Origin of the sequence: Escherichia coli (genome assembly GCF_036503815.1) — a bacterium.
Classification (GTDB): domain Bacteria; phylum Pseudomonadota; class Gammaproteobacteria; order Enterobacterales; family Enterobacteriaceae; genus Escherichia; species Escherichia coli_F.
In genome coordinates this window covers 1,352,035-1,371,258 of record NZ_AP027764.1, presented here as the reverse complement: position 1 = coordinate 1,371,258, position 19,224 = coordinate 1,352,035, and the positions used below count along the sequence as shown (strand labels likewise).

Sequence of the window (19,224 nt, the reverse complement as noted above, 5' to 3'; positions counted from 1 at the left end):
CTAAACATCCGACAATTTAGCCTAACCCGGCAAAAATGGAGATGCCTATGTCCACGACATGGTTTGTAGGAGCCGACTGGCTCGCCGAACATATTGATGACCCGGAAATTCAGATTATCGATGCCCGCATGGCACCGCCTGGACAGGAAGATCGTAACGTTGCCCAGGAGTATCTGAATGGACATATTCCCGGCGCAGTGTTTTTCGATATCGAAGCGCTTTCTGATCACAATTCCCCGCTTCCGCACATGCTGCCGCGCCCGGAAACGTTCGCCGTTGCAATGCGTGAGTTAGGCGTTAACCAGGATAAGCACCTGATTGTCTATGACGAAGGTAATCTTTTCTCAGCCCCACGTGCATGGTGGATGCTGCGCACCTTTGGTGTAGAGAAAGTGTCGATTCTGGGTGGTGGACTTGCAGGTTGGCAGCGTGATGATCTGCTATTAGAAGAAGGTGCAGTAGCGCTGCCAGAAGGTGAGTTTAACGCTGCGTTTAATCCTGAGGCTGTGGTGAAAGTAACCGATGTGTTATTGGCAAGCCATGAAAATACGGCGCAAATTATTGATGCCCGCCCGGCTGCACGTTTTAATGCAGAAGTTGATGAACCTCGCCCAGGTTTACGTCGCGGGCACATTCCCGGCGCGTTGAACGTTCCGTGGACAGAACTAGTACGAGAAGGCGAACTAAAAACGACCGATGAACTGGATGCGATATTTTTTGGTCGCGGTGTCAGCTACGACAAACCAATTATCGTCAGTTGCGGTTCTGGTGTAACGGCAGCCGTGGTTTTGTTAGCACTCGCGACGCTGGATGTGCCAAACGTGAAACTATACGACGGCGCATGGAGTGAATGGGGCGCACGGGCCGATTTACCGGTTGAGCCAGAGAAATAAGCTTTTTACAGGCAATAAAAAACCGCCAAATTTGGCGGTTTTTTATTGCTGGTCTGGTTCGCGGCCTTTCCAGCAGGTTGACTTGTGTTGCCGGAGCAACGCAGGCACCCCACAGTGTTGAAATACTCTCTTTTATGCCTGGCTAAGTCAAGATAATAAATAGAGTAATTATTCAAATATGAGAGTATTATTCGTGACGGCCCTTTTCGCCGTCTCGCAAACGGGCGCTGGCTTTAGGAAAGGATGTTCCATGACCGTAAATGCAGGCACCCCACAGCGCTTGCTATCGCGGCAATATCGCCAGTGGTGCTGTCGTGATGCGGTCTTCGCATGGACCGCACAATGAAGATACGGTGCTTCTGTATCGTACTTATTGTTTCTGGTGCGCTGTTAACCGAGGTAAATAATAACCGGAGTCCCTCCGGCAACAATTTACTGATGGTTAACAACCTTCAGAACAGCAAGTAAGCCCGAATGCCGCCCTTTGGGGCGGCATATTTTAAATTATTCGATTCTGTTTAAAATCACGCAGGAATCCACCCCAGCGACGTTCATAGAATGGCGCAATATGTTCGGTAATAAAGTGGCTAATTCCTTTTTCCCCTTTTTTCACCTGGCAAATATCGATTGGTTCATCACCAGGTAATGTATCGGTCGCTACACTTCCCGCCGCCTGAATAATTTCTTCGATATCGCCATCAGCTTCAATGCCAATAAGTAAATTAGGCTGTGCCTCTTCGTTCTCTTTAATTGAACAAATAAAAGCACGCTTCACCGGCTTAATGGTTTTAAATAAGGTGGTAAGTGAATCAATCATTTGTGCTGGCGGCTCTGCGACTTCCGATAATATCAGCGATTCACCGCCTTCCAGTACTTCCTGACTGCTCAGCGGATTTCCTTCTTCACCAATCAACAAACTGATTTCACGCGGCATAAACTCTTTACCGGTTGGCAATTTGGCATTAAGGAAGAGTGTTTCGCCAAGGGTCATCTCAAACAGTGTGCGAACGGGCATTACGACAAACGCCTGTTCGTCTTCAACCGCCTGTTGCAGTGCTTCTAACGAGGTGAAAAAAGGAATGACGCTGGTACCGTCTTCTTTTTCCCAGTGCTGTAAATCAAGCGCGCTATCTTCAGCCACTGCCTCGCCCTGCGCCGCCGTACCTGGTACCCAGACAGTGGATTCCAGTAGAGTACGGAAAAAGGCCGGGCGGTGCGCCGGTTCGGTTGCTGCTTTTTCCAGCAGGTCTTCAAGTTCGTTTTTTGTTTCGGACATAAGAACCACAATTCATTCAACGTTCGGGGCGTAAGTGCCTGATGCGCTACGCTTATCAGGCCTACAAGGGAATCGCAATTTTTTGAATTCACAATACTTTGTAGGCCGGATAAGGCGTTTACGCCGCATCCGGCATATTAGTTTACGCCGTTAACAGATTAGCAATCGTGCGCACACCCAGCCCGGTCGCACCCGCAGACCACTGTTCAACCGGCGCTTTACGGTAAGTCGCCGAACAGTCGATATGCAGCCAACCTTGCTGATAGTTCTCAACAAAGTGCGACAGGAAGCCCGCCGCCGTACTTGCACCTGCCGGATAAGCAGCACTGCCCGTGTTGTTCAGTTCGGCAAAGTTAGACGGCAGCTGGCTGCGGTGGAATTCAGCCAGCGGCAGACGCCAGAACGGTTCGTTCTCTTGTGAAGCACTCGCCAGCAAGCGACCGGCAAGCGCATCGTCAAAACTGAACAATGCGTGATAATCATTACCCAGCGCGGTTTTCGCCGCACCGGTGAGTGTGGCGGCATCGATAATCAGTTCCGGTTTCTGCGCACTGGCGTCAATCAGGCCATCTGCCAGAACCAGACGCCCTTCCGCATCGGTGTTCATGACTTCGACTTTTTTACCGTTGCGATAGGTAATGATATCGCCCAGTTTGAACGCGTTGCCGCTGATCAGGTTATCCGCACAGCAGAGGAACAGCTTCACGCGCTTGTTCAGTCCGCGCGTAATGGCAAACGCCAGCGCTCCGGTAACCGTTGCCGCGCCGCCCATGTCCGACTTCATTGAGTCCATAAACGCGGTCTGTTTGATGCTGTAGCCGCCGGAATCAAAGGTGATGCCTTTACCTACCAGGCACGCGTACACCGGCGCTTCTTTATCGCCAGTTGGGTTGTAATCCAGCGCCAGCAATACCGGGGAACGTTCTGAACCACGCCCGACAGTGTGCAGCCCCATATAACCTTGATCACGAAGATCTTCACCTTTGGTGATCCGGTAAGTCACACGATCGCCTGCGACGTTGCTGATCAGATCAACAGCACGCTGTGCCAGTTGCGATGGCCCCAGTTCTTCTGCTGGTGCGTTGATGGTGTCACGCACCCAGTCGATGATCATCAGGCGGTTATCCAGTTCCTGGCGCTGGGCATCGTCCAGATCCGGCCACTCCACTTTACGCGTGCCTTTCGGGGCTTTGTAACCTTGCCAGAATGCCCAGCAACGATCCGCATCCCAGCCTTCACCGCTTAGCTGAACATGCTTGATGCCCAGACCGTCAATCTTGCGCGCCGCACGCTGGATCAGCCCCAGATCGTCTGCCCCGTTCAAATGCAGGGTAATACCATCATTATTAATGCTGTAAGTCGCTTTTTCTCCCCAGCGCGCGTCGGCAGGTTGGGTCGAGAGGGTAATCTTCATCGCTTCTGTCATTTTAGTTATCCTTATTTGTAAAAGGGCCGCCAGTTGGCAGCCCCAGGATTTTTCCGCTAAATGATTCGCGTTGCAGGAAGGCGGCAAGTGAGTGAAGCCCCAGGAGCATAGATAACTATGTGACTGGGGTGAACGAGCGCAGCCAACGCATCTGCGGCGTGAAGCATGACGCGGAAATCACTCGGCTTCGTCCAGCCAGACTAATAAAATCGCTTCGAGGATTTTCTCGTTGGACGCCTGCGGGTCGTCGTCGAAATCTTCCAGATCGCAAATCCACTGATGCATATCGGTGAATCGAACCGTTTTCGGATCAAGATCGGGATATGCATCGTACAGTGCTTCGCCAATTTCGCGGCTATCGGTCCACTTAAGTCCCATACTAACCTCTGTTAATGCTCACGCGCATGGTTGATAGTGTAACGCGGAATTTCGACCACTAAATCTTCGTCGGTAACGCGCGCCTGGCAGCTTAAACGGCTTTCCGGCTCCAGCCCCCAGGCTTTGTCCAGCATGTCGTCTTCCTGCTCTGAGCTTTCCGGCAGCGAATCAAAACCTTCACGAACGATGCAGTGACAGGTGGTGCAAGCACAGGATTTTTCACAGGCGTGTTCAATCTCGATGCCGTTACGCAGCGCAACGTCGAGAATGGTTTCACCGCTATTCGCTTCCAGAACAGCGCCATCAGGACAGAGATCCTGATGAGGCAAAATAACAATCTTTGGCATATTAAACCTCGTCCACGGAATGGCCCTTCAGCGCACGACGAACCGACTGGTCCATGCGGCGAGCGGCGAAATCCTGGGTTTGTTTGTCTACGTTTTTAATCGCTTGTTCGATGGCGTCAACATCATCGCCCTGCGCCACTTCACTCAGGTGAGCGGCAGCATCGTCAATGACCTGACGTTCTGCGGCGCTTAACAGCGCGGCATCAGCAGCCAGCGCGCCGTGCAAACTTTCCAGCACACGCGCCGCTTCTACTTTTTGTTCAGCCAGCATACGGGCTTTTACGTCCTGCTCGGCATAGCTCATTGAGTCTTTGATCATCGAGGCGATTTCACTGTCGGTCAGACCATAAGACGGTTTAACCTGAATAGACGCCTCAACGCCGGTGGATTTCTCCATCGCCGTCACGCTCAAAAGACCATCAGCATCGACCTGAAACGTTACGCGAATATGCGCGCCGCCAGCCGGTAGCGCCGGAATACCACGCAGCGCAAAACGCGCCAGCGAGCGGCAGTCCTGCACCAGCTCACGCTCACCCTGCATTACATGGATAGACATCGCCGTCTGACCATCTTTAAAGGTGGTGAAATCCTGGGCGCGGGCCACCGGAATTGTGGTGTTACGCGGGATCACTTTCTCCACCAGGCCGCCCATGGTTTCCAGGCCCAGCGACAGCGGGATCACATCAAGCAACAGCATTTCGCTGTCCGGCTTGTTACCCACCAGAATATCCGCCTGAATCGCCGCGCCAATAGCGACGACTTTATCCGGGTCGATGGAAGTCAGCGGTGGACGACCGAAAAATTCACCCACCCGTTCACGCACCAGCGGCACGCGAGTAGAACCACCAACCATCACCACTTCCAGTACGTCGTCAGCCTCAACGCCCGCGTCTTTCAGCGCACGACGACAAGCCAGTAAGGTTCGTTTTACCAGTGGCGCGATCAGTTCGTTGAATTGTTCACGGCTGATTTCACCCTGCCAGCCCGCAACATTCACGGTCACAGAGTCCGCATCGCTCAGCGCGATTTTGGCCGCAATGGCGGCATCCAGCAGTTCACGCTGAACGCGGTTATCGCTACGGTCAGGAATGCCCGCCTGTTCGCGAATGTAATCTGCTAACAGATGGTCAAAGTCATCGCCGCCGAGCGCGGAATCACCGCCGGTCGCCAGCACTTCGAACACGCCGCGACTTAAGCGAAGAATGGAAATATCAAACGTCCCGCCACCGAGGTCATAAACAGCGATCACGCCTTCCTGACCGGAGTCCAGTCCGTAGGCGATAGCCGCAGCGGTCGGTTCGTTGAGCAAGCGCAGAACATGCAGCCCAGCCAGACGCGCCGCGTCTTTGGTGCCCTGACGCTGGGCATCGTCAAAGTACGCCGGAACGGTGATAACGACACCATCCAAGTCGCCTGCCAGGGCTTCAGTTGCCCGCGCCGCCAGTGCTTTGAGGATGTCCGCAGAAACGCGCACCGGATTCAGCAATCCCGCTGCTGTTTCAATCATCGGCAAGCCGTTTTCGCTGGCCTGGAATTGATAAGGCAAATGCGGGTAGCGTTGCTGGATATCAGCCAGCGAGCGCCCCATCAGGCGTTTAACAGAACTAATGGTGTTGGCGGTGTCAAGCGCTGCATTAGTGCGCGCGTCATAACCCACCGAATGCCCCTGCTGTTGATAGTGAACAACAGAGGGCAGCAGGTGACGGCCTTCATGGTCGGCTAACGTTTCGGCCTGACCGCTGCGTACTGTCGCCACCAGCGAGTTGGTTGTGCCCAGGTCGATACCGGCCGCCAGACGACGCTGATGCGGCGCAGCACTCAAACCAGGTTCACTAATTTGTAATAAGGCCATGTTTAGCTTCCAGAAATTAAAAATCGAGCAGTTTTTCTTCGAGTTGTTCGGCACTGCTTCGCAGTTTATCGAGAAAACGCAGCTTACGCACGGTATCCGCCGCTGCGTCCCACGTCTCGTTGTCTAACTGTTCAACCATCAACTGATGGCGGGTATCAAACATCTTTTTCACACGTTTGATAAAGCTTTCCAGCCGTGCTTCATCTTTCGCCTGTTCGATCTCGTCCAGTTCTTCGCGCAGCTCCAGCTGTTCCATCAGGAACGTGGTGTCGCGCACAGTATGCTGCTCGCTGGCGAGATCAAAACCGTGCAAAGAAAGTAAATATTCCGCGCGCATTAACGGATGACGCAGCGTTTGCCAGGCCTGGTTAATGGTTGCAGATTGCTGTACGGCGGCGAGTTGTTCCGCCTGGCTTCCGCTGGCGAATTTATCAGGATGATACTGACGTTGTAGATCCTGAAAACGCAGGCTCAGTGCCTGGGTATCGAGTTGATAACGGGCAGGCAAGCCAAAGAGGGTGAAGTAATCCATAACATTCTCAGGGCTGCGATCCGCCGCAATAACGACGAATCAGGTAAAACAAACCCCACGCGCAGCTGACCACGGTGGGGTTATCGGTATGCGCATCAAACGTGGAAGCTTTCGCCGCAACCACACTCATCTTTGACGTTCGGGTTGGTAAATTTAAACCCTTCGTTCAGGCCTTCTTTTACGAAATCCAGTTGCGTACCGTCCAGAAATTGCAGGCTTTTGCCATCGACCACGACTTTCACGCCTTTGTCTTCAAACACGATGTCTTCCGGCGTCGGTTCGTCAACAAATTCCAGTACATAAGCCATACCTGAACATCCGGAGGTTCTCACACCCAGACGCAGGCCAAACCCTTTGCCGCGGTTAGCCAGAAAGGTATTTACTCGCGCTGCTGCACTGTCGCTCAGTGTAATCGACATAACCAAACCTCAACTCTTATTTTGCTTCACGTTTGCTTTTATAGTCCGCAATGGCGGCTTTGATCGCGTCTTCTGCCAGAATAGAACAGTGAATTTTCACCGGCGGCAGTTCAAGTTCTTCAGCAATATCGGTGTTTTTGATCGCCTGTGCTTCGTCGAGAGACTTCCCTTTCACCCATTCGGTGACCAGGGAGCTGGAAGCGATAGCGGAACCGCAGCCGTAAGTTTTAAAACGCGCGTCTTCAATGATACCTTCATCGTTGACTTTAATCTGCAACTTCATCACGTCGCCACAGGCCGGTGCACCCACCATGCCGCTGCCCACGTTCTCGTCGTTGTTGTCGAAGGAACCCACGTTACGCGGATTCTCGTAATGATCGATAACTTTTTCGCTGTAAGCCATTATAAATTCTCCTGATTCCGATACCGATTAATGATGTGCCCATTCGATGCTGTTCAGATCCACGCCCTGCTTGTACATTTCCCACAGCGGAGAAAGGTCACGCAGACGACCGATGGATTTACGAACTAACTCGATGGTGTAGTCGATCTCTTCTTCAGTAGTAAAACGACCTAAAGAGAAACGGATAGAGCTATGTGCCAGCTCATCGTTCAGCCCCAGCGCGCGCAGCACGTAGGACGGTTCGAGGCTTGCTGACGTACAGGCAGAACCGGAAGAAACCGCAAGGTCTTTCAGCGCCATAATCAGCGACTCACCTTCAACGTAATTAAAGCTGACGTTGAGAATGTTCGGCGCACCGTGTTCCAGGTCACCGTTCAGGTAAACTTCTTCGATATCTTTGATGCCGTTCCACAGACGGTTACGCAGGCCGCGCAAACGTTCCATCTCGGTCGCCATCTCTTCTTTTGCGATGCGATAGGCTTCGCCCATCCCGACGATCTGGTGAACAGGCAGAGTACCGGAACGCATACCGCGCTCGTGACCGCCGCCGTGCATTTGTGCTTCGATACGTACGCGCGGTTTACGACGCACATACAGCGCACCGATACCTTTCGGGCCGTAGATTTTGTGACCGGAGAAAGACATCAGGTCAACTTTCAACTGGCTCAGGTCGATAGGCAGTTTGCCCACGCTCTGGGTTGCATCAACGTGATAGATAATGCCACGAGCACGGCACATTTCACCGATAGCCGCGATATCCTGCACCACGCCGATTTCGTTATTTACGTGCATGATGGAAACAAGGATGGTGTCATCACGCATCGCTGCTTCGAGTTCTTTCAGGTCGATAATACCGTTACGCTGCGGTGCCAGGTAAGTGACTTCAAAACCTTCGCGCTCCAGCTGACGGCAGGTATCCAGTACCGCTTTGTGTTCGGTTTTGCTGGTGATGATGTGCTTGCCTTTTTTCTGATAAAAGTTAGCAGCACCTTTGATCGCCAGGTTGTCAGATTCGGTAGCACCAGAGGTAAAGACGATTTCACGCGGATCAGCGCCAACCAGATCGGCAATCTGATTACGAGCGATATCTACCGCTTCTTCAGCCTGCCAGCCGAAACGGTGAGAACGGGAGGCCGGGTTACCAAAGGTTCCGTCCATCGTCATAAACTGCATCATTTTCTCGGCAACACGCGGGTCCACCGGCGTGGTTGCGGAGTAGTCGAGATAAATCGGTAATTTCATTGCTCTATAAACTCCGTACATCACTCAATGCAAGGAACCAGGCTACCGGCTGGATGTACGACCGTGTTTACGGAGCGCGAGACGCCCCGGCCTGATTCTAATATCTTGTTATCTTTAACCTAACTGTTTCGGGTTTCAGCAAGTTGACAAACTTACGAATCTCCGGGAGCTTACATAAGTAAGTGACCGGAGTGAGTATGTGCAGTCAACGCAGATGCAACACGAAACAGGACGGTTAAATTAAGCGCGTAACTTAACGTCGATCGCGTCTTGTGTGCGGGTGCGTGGCGCGTCGTGAGTATGCTGACGACCAGATACATCCAGCACTTCCTGGTTATTAACCAGTTCGCCTAAAGTAATGTTGTTGAGAAAACCGGTGAGGCGGTCGCTCAAATCACGCCACAGCGCATGGGTCAGGCATTTATCGCCCCCCTGGCAGCCGCCTTTACCCTGACAACGGGTGGCATCTACAGATTCGTCAACGGCGCTAATCACTTCGCCAACGGCGATGCTGCTGGCATCTTTGCCTAACAGATAACCACCGCCTGGTCCGCGTACGCTGGAAACCAGACCATTTTTACGCAGACGGGAAAACAGTTGTTCCAGATAAGAAAGGGAAATTCCCTGACGTTCGGAAATATCAGCCAACGGTACCGGGCCCGCTTCAGAGTTGAGCGCAACGTCAAGCATTGCGGTCACGGCATAGCGCCCTTTAGATGTCAGTCTCATGTCTTACTTCACCTCAAACTCGCCCCTGCCCGGGGTTTTTTATTGTAAAAGTGGGGGTATTGCATAGCAGGGTCAAGTCTGACATTCCCGAGTAAATTGGTCAACTATTTACTTGACTGATTTAGTCGGGTATTTAACCTTCAGTGCCATTTTTTATCGTGGCGTTTGTACCTGTTGTCGGGTGCGGCGTAAACACTTTATCCGACCAGGGGTTCAGTACAATGTAGGCCTGACAAGACGCGTTAAGCGCCGCATCAGGCAACCTCGGTTATTCGGCCTTGTTACCTTTATTCTGCTGCTCAATAGAAGCCAGAATCCCGCGCAGGATATTCAACTCCTGGCTTTCCGGGCGCGCACGGGTAAACAGACGACGCAGCTTATTCATCACCTGCCCCGGATGGTTTTCACGGATAAAGCCGGTTGCCAGCAGCGTTTGTTCAAGATGACCGTAAAAACGTTCCAGATCATCGACCAGCGGATACGGCGTCTCGTCATGTTCAACCTGCTCGCTGTTCTCCTGAGTCGCCAGCCAGGCCATGCGCACTTCATAGGCAATAACCTGAACAGCCATCGCCAGGTTAAGCGAACTGTATTCCGGGTTAGCGGCAATGGCGACATGATAATGGCACTTTTGCAACTCTTCATTGGTCAAGCCGACACGCTCACGACCAAAAACCAGTGCCACCGGCGTATTTGCCGCTTCAGCGACGCTTTTCAAACCGCATTCGCGCGGGTCGAGCATCGGCCACGGCAGCGTGCGCGAGCGTGCACTGGTGCCAACCACCAAGCTACAACCGGCTAACGCTTCGTCGAGTGTATCGACAATGTGAGCATTACCAATCACGTCGCTGGCCCCTGCTGCCAGAGCAATCGCCTGGGAGTCAGGTTTCACCAATGGATTAACCAGCCACAGATTGGTTAAGCCCATTGTTTTCATGGCACGGGCAACAGAACCCATATTACCGGTGTGTGACGTCTCCACCAGCACAATTCGAATATTTTGCAGCATTGTCTTTCTTCATCTAAAGATTATTCACGCATCTTATCATAAAACGAAGACAGATGCCGATCTCGCTGCTATACTCTGCGCCGTTTTCCCGTTCTTTAACATCCAGTGAGAGAGACCGATGCATCCGATGCTGAACATCGCCGTGCGCGCAGCGCGCAAGGCGGGTAATTTAATTGCCAAAAACTATGAAACCCCGGACGCTGTAGAAGCGAGCCAGAAAGGCAGTAACGATTTCGTGACCAACGTAGATAAAGCTGCCGAAGCGGTGATTATCGACACGATTCGTAAATCTTACCCACAGCACACCATCATCACCGAAGAAAGCGGTGAACTTGAAGGTACCGATCAGGATGTTCAATGGGTTATCGATCCACTGGATGGCACTACCAACTTTATCAAACGCCTGCCGCACTTCGCGGTATCTATTGCCGTTCGTATCAAAGGCCGCACTGAAGTTGCTGTGGTTTATGATCCTATGCGTAACGAACTGTTCACCGCCACTCGCGGTCAGGGCGCACAGCTGAACGGCTACCGTCTGCGCGGCAGCACCGCTCGCGATCTCGACGGTACTATTCTTGCGACCGGCTTCCCGTTCAAAGCAAAACAGTACGCTACCACTTACATCAACATCGTCGGCAAACTGTTCAACGAATGTGCAGACTTCCGTCGTACTGGTTCTGCGGCGCTGGATCTGGCTTACGTTGCCGCAGGTCGTGTTGACGGTTTCTTTGAAATCGGTCTGCGTCCGTGGGATTTCGCCGCAGGCGAGCTACTGGTTCGTGAAGCGGGCGGCATCGTCAGCGACTTCACCGGTGGTCATAACTACATGCTGACCGGTAACATCGTTGCCGGTAACCCGCGCGTTGTTAAAGCCATGCTGGCGAACATGCGTGACGAGTTAAGCGACGCCCTGAAGCGTTAATTTCTCTGGCGGGTGATTTCTCTCACCCGCCCTCGCCTTTCAGGCGCTATTCCGAAATGCTTCCTCACTGCTTTACTTTCTTTCGTCACTCTCCCACCATCTTTCCCCGATTAATGGATGATAAAGAAGTCGCAAGGAAAGGTTATGGCACTGCCAGTGAACACACGCGTTCTCAAAATTCTGTTTATTCTCTTTGTTGTTGTCTTCTGCGTTTATTTAGTGCCGCGAGTTGCCATCAACTTCTTCTATTATCCCGACGACAAAATTTACGGTCCCGACCCCTGGTCGGCGGAATCCGTCGAATTTACAGCTAAGGACGGTACTCGTTTGCAAGGCTGGTTTATCCCTTCTTCGACAGGCCCCGCTGACAACGCCATCGCAACCATCATTCATGCTCACGGCAATGCCGGAAATATGTCCGCCCACTGGCCGCTGGTCAGTTGGTTACCCGAGCGTAATTTCAACGTTTTTATGTTTGATTATCGCGGGTTTGGTAAATCAAAAGGCACACCGTCTCAGGCCGGATTGCTGGACGATACGCTAAGTGCCATCAATGTGGTGCGCCATCGCAGTGATGTAAACCCACAACGACTGGTGCTGTTCGGGCAGAGTATTGGCGGGGCGAATATTCTTGATGTCGTTGGTCAGGGTGATCGTGAGGGCATACGTGCAGTGATCCTCGACTCCACATTTGCCTCTTATGCAACCATCGCCAACCAGATGATCCCCGGCAGTGGCTACTTACTTGATGAGAGTTACAGCGGCGAAAATTACATCGCCAGCGTCAGCCCGATCCCAGTTTTACTCATTCACGGTAAGGCCGATCACGTTATCCCATGGCAGCACAGCCAAAAGTTGTATGATCTGGCAAAAGAGCCAAAACGTTTAATCTTAATCCCTGACGGCGAACACATTGATGCTTTTTCCGATCGTCACGGTGATGTTTATCGCGAACAAATAGTGGATTTTATCCTTAGCACGTTGAATCCGCACAACTAACCCATGATCGCTAGCGCGATAATCATTCACAAATCCACCTTTAGACGAGCTAATCCACTGGTCAGAACAGTTTAAGATGAGAAAAATTCTGTGACGCTTGCCAACATTTCTGATGATTAGCATTCCCTTCGCCATTTCCCTGGGCAAACTTTAGCTATTCTTATCAATTATGCTTATGGGAGATCTACAGATGATGCCTACGCTTGCTTCACCATCTGTCCTTTCGGCTCCCCAGCGCCGCTGCCAGATCTTGCTGACACTCTTTCAGCCGGGGTCGACCGCCACCACGGCAACCTTCAGCAAGCTTAATGGTGTGGATGATGATATTGCCTGTCTTGATATCAGCGAAACAGGACGGGAGATCCTGCGCTATCATCAACTCACACTGACTACTGGTTATGACGGTAGCTACCGGGTTGAAGGCACAGTGCTTAACCAACGTTTGTGTTTATTTCATTGGCTACGACGTGGTTTCCGTCTGTGTCCGTCATTTATTACCAGCCAATTCACACCCGCTCTGAAGAGTGAACTAAAGCGGCGCGGAATTTCGCGTAACTTTTACGACGATACCAATCTACAAGCGTTAGTGAATCTCTGCTCCCGACGGCTGCAAAAACGCTTTGAATCGCGCGATATTCATTTCCTGTGTCTGTATCTGCAATATTGCTTGCTGCAGCACCACGCTGGCATTACGCCTCAGTTTAATCCGCTCCAACGTCGCTGGGCAGAATCCTGCCTGGAATTTCAGGTAGCGCAGGAAATTGGACGCCACTGGCAGCGTCGGGCGCTCCAGCCTGTACCGCCTGATGAGCCACTATTTATGGCATTACTTTTTTCCATGTTGCGAGTTCCCGATCCAATTCGGGATGCGCATCAGCGGGATAGACAATTGCGTCAGTCTATCAAACGTCTGGTAAACCATTTTCGTGAGCTGGGAAATGTTCGTTTTTATGATGAACAGGGGTTATGCGATCAGCTTTATACTCACCTCGCCCAGGCGTTAAATCGCAGTTTGTTTGCCATCGGTATTGATAACACCCTGCCAGAAGAGTTCTCCAGACTGTACCCACGCCTGGTGCGCACCACCCGCGCGGCGCTGACCGGATTTGAAAGTGAATACAGCGTCCATCTTTCTGATGAGGAAAGCGGTCTGGTCGCGGTGATTTTCGGTGCCTGGCTAATGCAGGAAAACGACCTGCATGAAAAACAGATTATTCTACTGACCGGGAATGATAGCGAGCGTGAAGCGCAGATTGAGCAGCAGTTACGTGAACTAACGTTACTGCCGCTCAACATTAAGCATATGTCGGTAAAAGCATTTTTGCAGAGAGGTGCTCCACGCGGCGCGGCACTGATTATTGCGCCTTACACCACGCCGTTACCGCTCTTTTCACCACCGCTGATCTACACAGATCTGACGCTGACAACACACCAACAGGATCAGATCCGCAAAATGCTCGAATCAGCATGAGGGAACAACTTTCGGGCGCAAGAACATTGCCGGAAGCGCCACCAGCGCCATCACCCAGAACACGCCGTGGCCCAGATATTGATACAGGAAACCGGCGAAGACGGTCATGATGGCGATACTACCGCCCATTGCAACGGCAGAGTAAACCGCCTGCAAACGAATGACTTCGCTACCCTGGCGGGCGGCAATATAACGCATGGCCGCCAGGTGGCAGACCGTGAAGGTGCCGCAATGCAGAATTTGCACCACTATCAACCACGGCAACGCCGTCGTTGCTCCCATAATTCCCCAGCGCATTACGCCACTAATCGCCGAGATCAGCAGCATATCGCGTGCACTACAACGGCGGAAAAGTTTATTACTCAGCGCAAAAATAATGACTTCTGCCACCACGCCCAGCGACCACAAATAGCCCACCGCTGAAGCAGAATACCCAGCTGCCTGCCAGTAAATAGCGCTAAAACCGTAATAGGCTGCATGCGCTCCCTGTAATAAACAAACGCAGGCCAGAAAGCGCCAGTTCTGGCGGACCAGTGTCAGCCAGGCTGGCCCTCCCGTGCTCTCCTGCTGACGGCTAGCCCCTTGTGGCTGAATCGTTGGACGAATGAGAAATCCGAGCAGCATAGACGCCACGCCCAACGTCAACAGCGCGAGGATCACCCGATAATCCAACATACTGACCAGTTTGCCTGTCAGCGCCGAGCCAATGACAAACGCCACCGAGCCCCACAGTCGCACTTTGCCGTAATCAAGCGGGAACTGTTTTTGCCATGTATTCGCCAGTGCATCGGTCAACGGTACCAGCGGTGAGAAAAAGAGGTTAAAGCCAATCATCACCACCATCAACCACGCTACATGCGCCCCCGCCCAGAAGGCGACAGCAAAGAGAAGTGTCAGCAGTGCCAGTACGCGCAAGGCGGAAATCAGGCGGGAAGGATCGCTAACGCGGGGCGCGATGATCAAACTCCCGAGAAAACGGGCAACCAGACCAGCCCCCAATAACAGGCCGATAGTTTCTGGCGTTAAGCCAATCCCCTTAAGCCAGACGCTCCAGAAAGGTAGAAAAATGCCGTAACTAAAAAAGTATGTGAAATAACCGAGCGCCAACCAGCGCGTGGATTGCAAAACCATGAGTCCCTCCCGTCAGGAGGCGTTAGTCTGGGGTTAATCGAATGTTGGTGCAAGTTGAAAAATAAGAATATTCGAGCCTGCTTCCCGATGTCTGTAACGCCTGTTCGCAAGCACTAAAAAAGCTGCGCCCCACAACGCACCTTGCAAAATTATTGCGTATTTATGCCGTTACGCTTGCCAAACGTTCCTGCACAATGGCGATGAAATCGCGTAATGCCGGTTTCATTTCGCCTTTCTTCCACGCCATTAGTAGGGCAATGGAAGGCACATTTCCGGCAATTGGCCGAAATACCACCTGCCCGGTATTAAAATTATTCATATAACCGGGTATCAAAGTTACGCCAAGCCCCATCCCCACCAAATTCATCGTTACCAGAATATTGGTTGCCACCTGGACGATATTCGGCTGGCTGTTTTCTTGCGCAAACCACTCCTTAACGATCGGCGCAAGCGAACCGGAATACGCCGGATCGGTACTAACGAAATTCACGCCATCCAGCTGCGCGGCGGTGATCTCTTTTTCTTGTGCTAAAGGATGATCAACCGGCAACACTACCACTAATGGTTCGTCAAAAAGTTCCAGATAATCAATCTCCGGGCTATAGACAGGATGGCGCATTAAGCCGACATCCAGTTCACCACGGCGAATTTTTTCTTCCTGTTCCGTGGTAATTAAACTCACCAATTCGATCAAAGTTTCTGGCTGTTTCAGTCGGAACATGGGCAATACTTTTGGCAGTAAATTCACTTCCGCCGATGGCACAAAACCGATGATTAAATGCTTATCTTCCTGAACAATTTTCCGCGCCCGTTGTTTGGCATTTTCCGCTTGTTCCAGGATTGCCTGCGCGTCCTGGAGAAAACATTCTCCCGCCGCCGTCAACGCGACTTTACGTTTATCACGTACCAGTAGCGGAACACCAACACAGTTTTCGAGATCGCGGATCTGGCTGCTTAACGAAGGCTGTGAGGTATGCAGTTTTTCCGCCGCACGGGTAAAGTTCAGTGCCTGCGCCACTGCGACGAAATAGCGTAAATGCCGTAGTTCCATCACCTTCCCCTTGTTATCGAAAAAACGTCTCAGTTGGTAGAAATTAACTATTTCACATATCAGCAACCAACCAGCAACATCCTTATGGCACAAAAATAGAAGGTCAATACATCTTATCTTTCAGGATTAAAAAATATGACCACACCCTCAGATTTGAACATTTACCAACTGATTGACACCCAAAACGGTCGGGTTACTCCGCGTATTTATACCGACCCGGATATTTACCAACTGGAGCTTGAGCGCATTTTCGGTCGTTGCTGGCTGTTTCTCGCTCATGAAAGCCAGATCCCTAAACCCGGTGATTTTTTTAACACCTACATGGGAGAAGATGCGGTTGTCGTGGTGCGCCAGAAAGACGGCAGCATCAAGGCGTTTCTCAACCAATGCCGCCACCGGGCCATGCGTGTGAGTTATGCCGATTGCGGCAACACTCGCGCCTTTACCTGCCCGTATCATGGCTGGTCTTATGGTATTAACGGCGAGTTGATTGATGTACCGCTGGAACCTCGCGCCTACCCACAAGGGCTGTGTAAATCCCACTGGGGGTTAAACGAAGTTCCCTGTGTGGAGAGTTATAAGGGGCTGATTTTTGGCAACTGGGATACCTCCGCGCCGGGCCTGCGTGATTACCTGGGTGACATTGCCTGGTATCTGGATGGCATGCTGGATCGTCGCGAAGGCGGTACCGAAATTGTCGGCGGCGTACAGAAGTGGGTGATCAACTGCAACTGGAAATTCCCGGCAGAGCAGTTCGCCAGTGACCAGTATCACGCCCTGTTCAGCCATGCTTCTGCCGTACAGGTATTAGGAGCGAAAGATGATGGCAGCGATAAGCGTCTCGGCGATGGACAAACCGCCCGCCCGGTATGGGAAACCGCTAAAGATGCCCTACAATTCGGTCAGGACGGACACGGTAGCGGTTTCTTCTTTACCGAAAAGCCAGACGCCAATGTCTGGGTCGATGGTGCAGTTTCCAGCTATTACCGCGAAACCTACGCCGAAGCAGAACAGCGTTTAGGCGAAGTTCGCGCCCTGCGCCTGGCGGGTCATAACAATATTTTCCCCACGCTTTCCTGGCTCAACGGCACTGCCACACTCCGCGTCTGGCATCCGCGCGGCCCTGATCAAGTTGAAGTGTGGGCGTTCTGTATTACTGACAAAGCCGCCTCTGATGAGGTTAAAGCCGCTTTTGAAAACAGCGCCACCCGCGCTTTTGGTCCTGCTGGTTTTCTTGAGCAGGATGACTCGGAGAACTGGTGTGAAATTCAGAAATTGCTGAAAGGCCACCGCGCCCGCAACAGTAAACTTTGTCTGGAAATGGGGCTTGGTCAGGAAAAACGTCGCGACGACGGCATTCCAGGCATTACAAACTATATCTTCTCAGAAACGGCCGCCCGTGGAATGTATCAACGCTGGGCCGATCTCCTGAGCAGCGAAAGCTGGCAGGAAGTGCTCGATAAAACCGCCGCATACCAGCAGGAGGTGATGAAATGAGTGCGCAGGTTTCACTGGAGTTACATCACCGCATTAGCCAGTTTCTCTATCACGAAGCCAGTCTGCTGGATGACTGGAAATTTCGTGACTGGCTGGCGCAGCTCGACAAAGAGATTCGTTACACCATGCGCACCACGGTTAACGCGCAAACGCGTGACCGCCGCAAAGGCGTTCAGCCACCGACAACCTGGATTTTTAATGACACCAAAGACCAGCTGGAGCGGCGAATCGCGCGTCTGGAAACGGGCATGGCCTGGGCGGAAGAGCCGCCGTCGCGCACCCGTCACTTAATCAGCAACTGCCAGGTAAGCGAAACCGACACCCCAGACGTGTTTGCTGTGCGGGTAAATTATCTGCTTTATCGGGCACAAAAAGAGCGCGATGAAACGTTCTATGTCGGGACTCGTTTTGACAAAGTTCGTCGTCTGGAAGATGGCAACTGGCGCTTGCTGGAACGGGATATCGTCCTGGACCAAGCGGTGATCACGTCCCATAACCTGAGTGTACTGTTCTGATGAATCGAATTTATGCGTGTCCCGTTGCGGATGTGCCGGAGGGTGAGGCTCTCCGGATCGATACCTCGCCTGTCATCGCCCTGTTCAACGTTGGCGGCGAGTTTTATGCCATTAACGATCGTTGCAGTCATGGTAATGCGTCGATGTCAGAAGGGTATCTGGAAGATGATGCTACGGTAGAGTGCCCACTGCACGCTGCCAGTTTTTGCCTGAAAACGGGGAAAGCGTTATGCCTGCCCGCCACCGATCCGCTAACCACTTATCCAGTACACGTTGAAGGTGGTGATATCTTCATCGACTTACCGGAGGCGCAGCCATGAGCGATCTGCATAACGAGTCCATCTTTATTACAGGTGGCGGATCGGGATTAGGACTGGCACTGGTCGAGCGATTTATCGAAGAAGGTGCGCAGGTTGCCACGCTGGAACTGTCGGCGGCAAAAGTCGCCAGTCTGCGTCAGCGATTTGGCGAACATATTCTGGCGGTGGAAGGTAACGTGACCTGCTATGCCGATTATCAACGCGCGGTCGATCAGATCCTGACTCGTTCTGGCAAGCTGGATTGTTTTATCGGCAATGCGGGCATCTGGGATCACAATGCCTCACTGGTTAATACTCCCGCAGAGACGCTCGAAACCGGCTTCCACGAGCTGTTTAACGTCAACGTACTCGGTTACCTGCTGGGCGCAAAAGCCTGCGCTCCGGCGTTAATCGCCAGTGAAGGCAGCATGATTTTCACACTGTCAAATGCCGCCTGGTATCCCGGCGGCGGTGGCCCGCTGTACACCGCCAGTAAACATGCCGCAACCGGACTTATTCGCCAACTGGCTTATGAACTGGCACCGAAAGTGCGGGTGAATGGCGTCGGCCCGTGTGGTATGGCCAGCGACCTGCGCGGCCCACAGGCGCTCGGGCAAAGTGAAACCTCGATAATGCAGTCTCTGACGCCGGAGAAAATTGCCGCCATATTACCGCTGCAATTTTTCCCGCAACCGGCGGATTTTACGGGTCCGTATGTGATGTTGGCATCGCGGCGCAATAATCGCGCATTAAGCGGTGTGATGATCAACGCTGATGCGGGTTTAGCGATTCGCGGCATTCGCCACGTAGCGGCTGGGCTGGATCTTTAAGGA

The 19,224-nt window shown here is 52.3% G+C and carries 22 protein-coding genes; 9 read left to right on the top strand and 13 right to left on the bottom strand.

All coding sequences use genetic code 11. The annotated features are described in order from the left end of the window. Positions 1-47: 47 nt before the first annotated feature. Positions 48-893 (top strand): 3-mercaptopyruvate sulfurtransferase, encoded by an 846-nt coding sequence (gene sseA / locus AABJ99_RS06670; protein WP_160523792.1) that lies wholly within the window; start codon positions 48-50, stop codon positions 891-893. Between the two features lie 342 nt (positions 894-1,235). Continuing rightward, a complete protein-coding gene (timP, locus tag AABJ99_RS06665; protein ID WP_248785394.1) occupies positions 1,236-1,361 on the top strand; it encodes a small toxic inner membrane protein TimP in 126 nt (41 codons plus the stop codon). 31 nt (positions 1,362-1,392) lie between these two features. Here timP and sseB read toward each other — a convergent pair whose 3' ends face one another. The 11 genes from sseB to trmJ form a co-directional block, all read right to left on the bottom strand. Further along, entirely contained in the window at positions 1,393-2,169 is a 777-nt protein-coding gene (gene sseB / locus AABJ99_RS06660) for an enhanced serine sensitivity protein SseB (protein ID WP_032184888.1), read from the bottom strand. 142 nt (positions 2,170-2,311) lie between these two features. After that, entirely contained in the window at positions 2,312-3,595 is a 1,284-nt protein-coding gene (gene pepB / locus AABJ99_RS06650; RefSeq protein ID WP_000133571.1) for an aminopeptidase PepB, read from the bottom strand. A gap of 177 nt (positions 3,596-3,772) precedes the next feature. Then, positions 3,773-3,973: a Fe-S cluster assembly protein IscX gene (gene iscX / locus AABJ99_RS06645; RefSeq protein WP_000523616.1), complete on the bottom strand. Its 201-nt coding sequence runs from the start codon at positions 3,971-3,973 to the stop codon at positions 3,773-3,775. Between the two features lie 11 nt (positions 3,974-3,984). Next, on the bottom strand, positions 3,985-4,320 hold the full coding sequence (gene fdx / locus AABJ99_RS06640; RefSeq protein ID WP_001124471.1) for an ISC system 2Fe-2S type ferredoxin: 336 nt from the start codon (positions 4,318-4,320) through the stop codon (positions 3,985-3,987). Position 4,321: 1 nt separating this feature from the next. Beyond that, entirely contained in the window at positions 4,322-6,172 is a 1,851-nt protein-coding gene (hscA, locus tag AABJ99_RS06635) for a Fe-S protein assembly chaperone HscA (protein WP_032184890.1), read from the bottom strand. A 16-nt stretch (positions 6,173-6,188) separates the two neighbouring features. Continuing rightward, complete coding sequence (hscB, locus tag AABJ99_RS06630; protein ID WP_039020965.1) at positions 6,189-6,704, bottom strand: co-chaperone HscB; 516 nt, start codon at positions 6,702-6,704, stop codon at positions 6,189-6,191. A 95-nt stretch (positions 6,705-6,799) separates the two neighbouring features. After that, positions 6,800-7,123, bottom strand: coding sequence for an iron-sulfur cluster assembly protein IscA (iscA, locus tag AABJ99_RS06625; protein WP_000028953.1), 324 nt, complete (start codon positions 7,121-7,123; stop codon positions 6,800-6,802). 16 nt (positions 7,124-7,139) lie between these two features. Then, on the bottom strand, positions 7,140-7,526 hold the full coding sequence (gene iscU, locus AABJ99_RS06620; protein WP_000331707.1) for a Fe-S cluster assembly scaffold IscU: 387 nt from the start codon (positions 7,524-7,526) through the stop codon (positions 7,140-7,142). 27 nt (positions 7,527-7,553) lie between these two features. Then, the gene (gene iscS, locus AABJ99_RS06615) at positions 7,554-8,768 is read right to left on the bottom strand and encodes a cysteine desulfurase (RefSeq protein WP_001295373.1); all 1,215 of its coding nucleotides are present in this window, start codon (positions 8,766-8,768) and stop codon (positions 7,554-7,556) included. A 240-nt stretch (positions 8,769-9,008) separates the two neighbouring features. Then, complete coding sequence (gene iscR / locus AABJ99_RS06610) at positions 9,009-9,497, bottom strand: Fe-S cluster assembly transcriptional regulator IscR (protein WP_001241357.1); 489 nt, start codon at positions 9,495-9,497, stop codon at positions 9,009-9,011. Between the two features lie 268 nt (positions 9,498-9,765). Continuing rightward, a complete protein-coding gene (gene trmJ / locus AABJ99_RS06605) occupies positions 9,766-10,506 on the bottom strand; it encodes a tRNA (cytosine(32)/uridine(32)-2'-O)-methyltransferase TrmJ (protein WP_000940023.1) in 741 nt (246 codons plus the stop codon). A gap of 118 nt (positions 10,507-10,624) precedes the next feature. On the opposite strand from trmJ, the gene suhB reads away from it, so the two are divergent. From suhB to csiE, 3 genes are all read left to right on the top strand, one after another. Then, positions 10,625-11,428 (top strand): inositol-1-monophosphatase, encoded by an 804-nt coding sequence (gene suhB, locus AABJ99_RS06600; RefSeq protein ID WP_000553451.1) that lies wholly within the window; start codon positions 10,625-10,627, stop codon positions 11,426-11,428. Between the two features lie 144 nt (positions 11,429-11,572). Next, entirely contained in the window at positions 11,573-12,427 is an 855-nt protein-coding gene (yfhR, locus tag AABJ99_RS06595) for an alpha/beta hydrolase (protein WP_039020966.1), read from the top strand. 190 nt (positions 12,428-12,617) lie between these two features. Next, positions 12,618-13,898 carry a stationary phase inducible protein CsiE gene (gene csiE / locus AABJ99_RS06590; protein WP_039020967.1) on the top strand — a complete coding sequence of 427 codons (1,281 nt, stop codon included), beginning with the start codon at positions 12,618-12,620 and terminating at the stop codon, positions 13,896-13,898. Here csiE and hcaT read toward each other — a convergent pair. Both hcaT and hcaR read right to left on the bottom strand, forming a co-directional pair. Then, positions 13,890-15,029: a 3-phenylpropionate MFS transporter gene (hcaT, locus tag AABJ99_RS06585; protein ID WP_000244171.1), complete on the bottom strand. Its 1,140-nt coding sequence runs from the start codon at positions 15,027-15,029 to the stop codon at positions 13,890-13,892. The genes csiE and hcaT overlap by 9 nt on opposite strands. A gap of 160 nt (positions 15,030-15,189) precedes the next feature. Next, entirely contained in the window at positions 15,190-16,080 is an 891-nt protein-coding gene (gene hcaR / locus AABJ99_RS06580) for a DNA-binding transcriptional regulator HcaR (protein ID WP_000423269.1), read from the bottom strand. A 135-nt stretch (positions 16,081-16,215) separates the two neighbouring features. Between hcaR and hcaE the strand changes: the two genes are divergently transcribed. Genes hcaE through hcaB form a run of 4 tightly spaced genes read left to right on the top strand, consistent with a single transcriptional unit; the run spans position 16,216 to position 19,221 of the window. Beyond that, the gene (hcaE, locus tag AABJ99_RS06575; RefSeq protein WP_000211172.1) at positions 16,216-17,577 is read left to right on the top strand and encodes a 3-phenylpropionate/cinnamic acid dioxygenase subunit alpha; all 1,362 of its coding nucleotides are present in this window, start codon (positions 16,216-16,218) and stop codon (positions 17,575-17,577) included. After that, the gene (gene hcaF / locus AABJ99_RS06570; RefSeq protein WP_001276084.1) at positions 17,574-18,092 is read left to right on the top strand and encodes a 3-phenylpropionate/cinnamic acid dioxygenase subunit beta; all 519 of its coding nucleotides are present in this window, start codon (positions 17,574-17,576) and stop codon (positions 18,090-18,092) included. Before hcaE ends, hcaF begins: the two co-directional genes overlap by 4 nt. Then, on the top strand, positions 18,092-18,412 hold the full coding sequence (gene hcaC / locus AABJ99_RS06565) for a bifunctional 3-phenylpropionate/cinnamic acid dioxygenase ferredoxin subunit (protein WP_001080102.1): 321 nt from the start codon (positions 18,092-18,094) through the stop codon (positions 18,410-18,412). The genes hcaF and hcaC overlap by 1 nt, the downstream gene beginning before the upstream one ends. After that, positions 18,409-19,221 (top strand): 3-phenylpropionate-dihydrodiol/cinnamic acid-dihydrodiol dehydrogenase, encoded by an 813-nt coding sequence (gene hcaB, locus AABJ99_RS06560; RefSeq protein WP_001281377.1) that lies wholly within the window; start codon positions 18,409-18,411, stop codon positions 19,219-19,221. The genes hcaC and hcaB overlap by 4 nt, the downstream gene beginning before the upstream one ends. Positions 19,222-19,224: the final 3 nt, after the last annotated feature.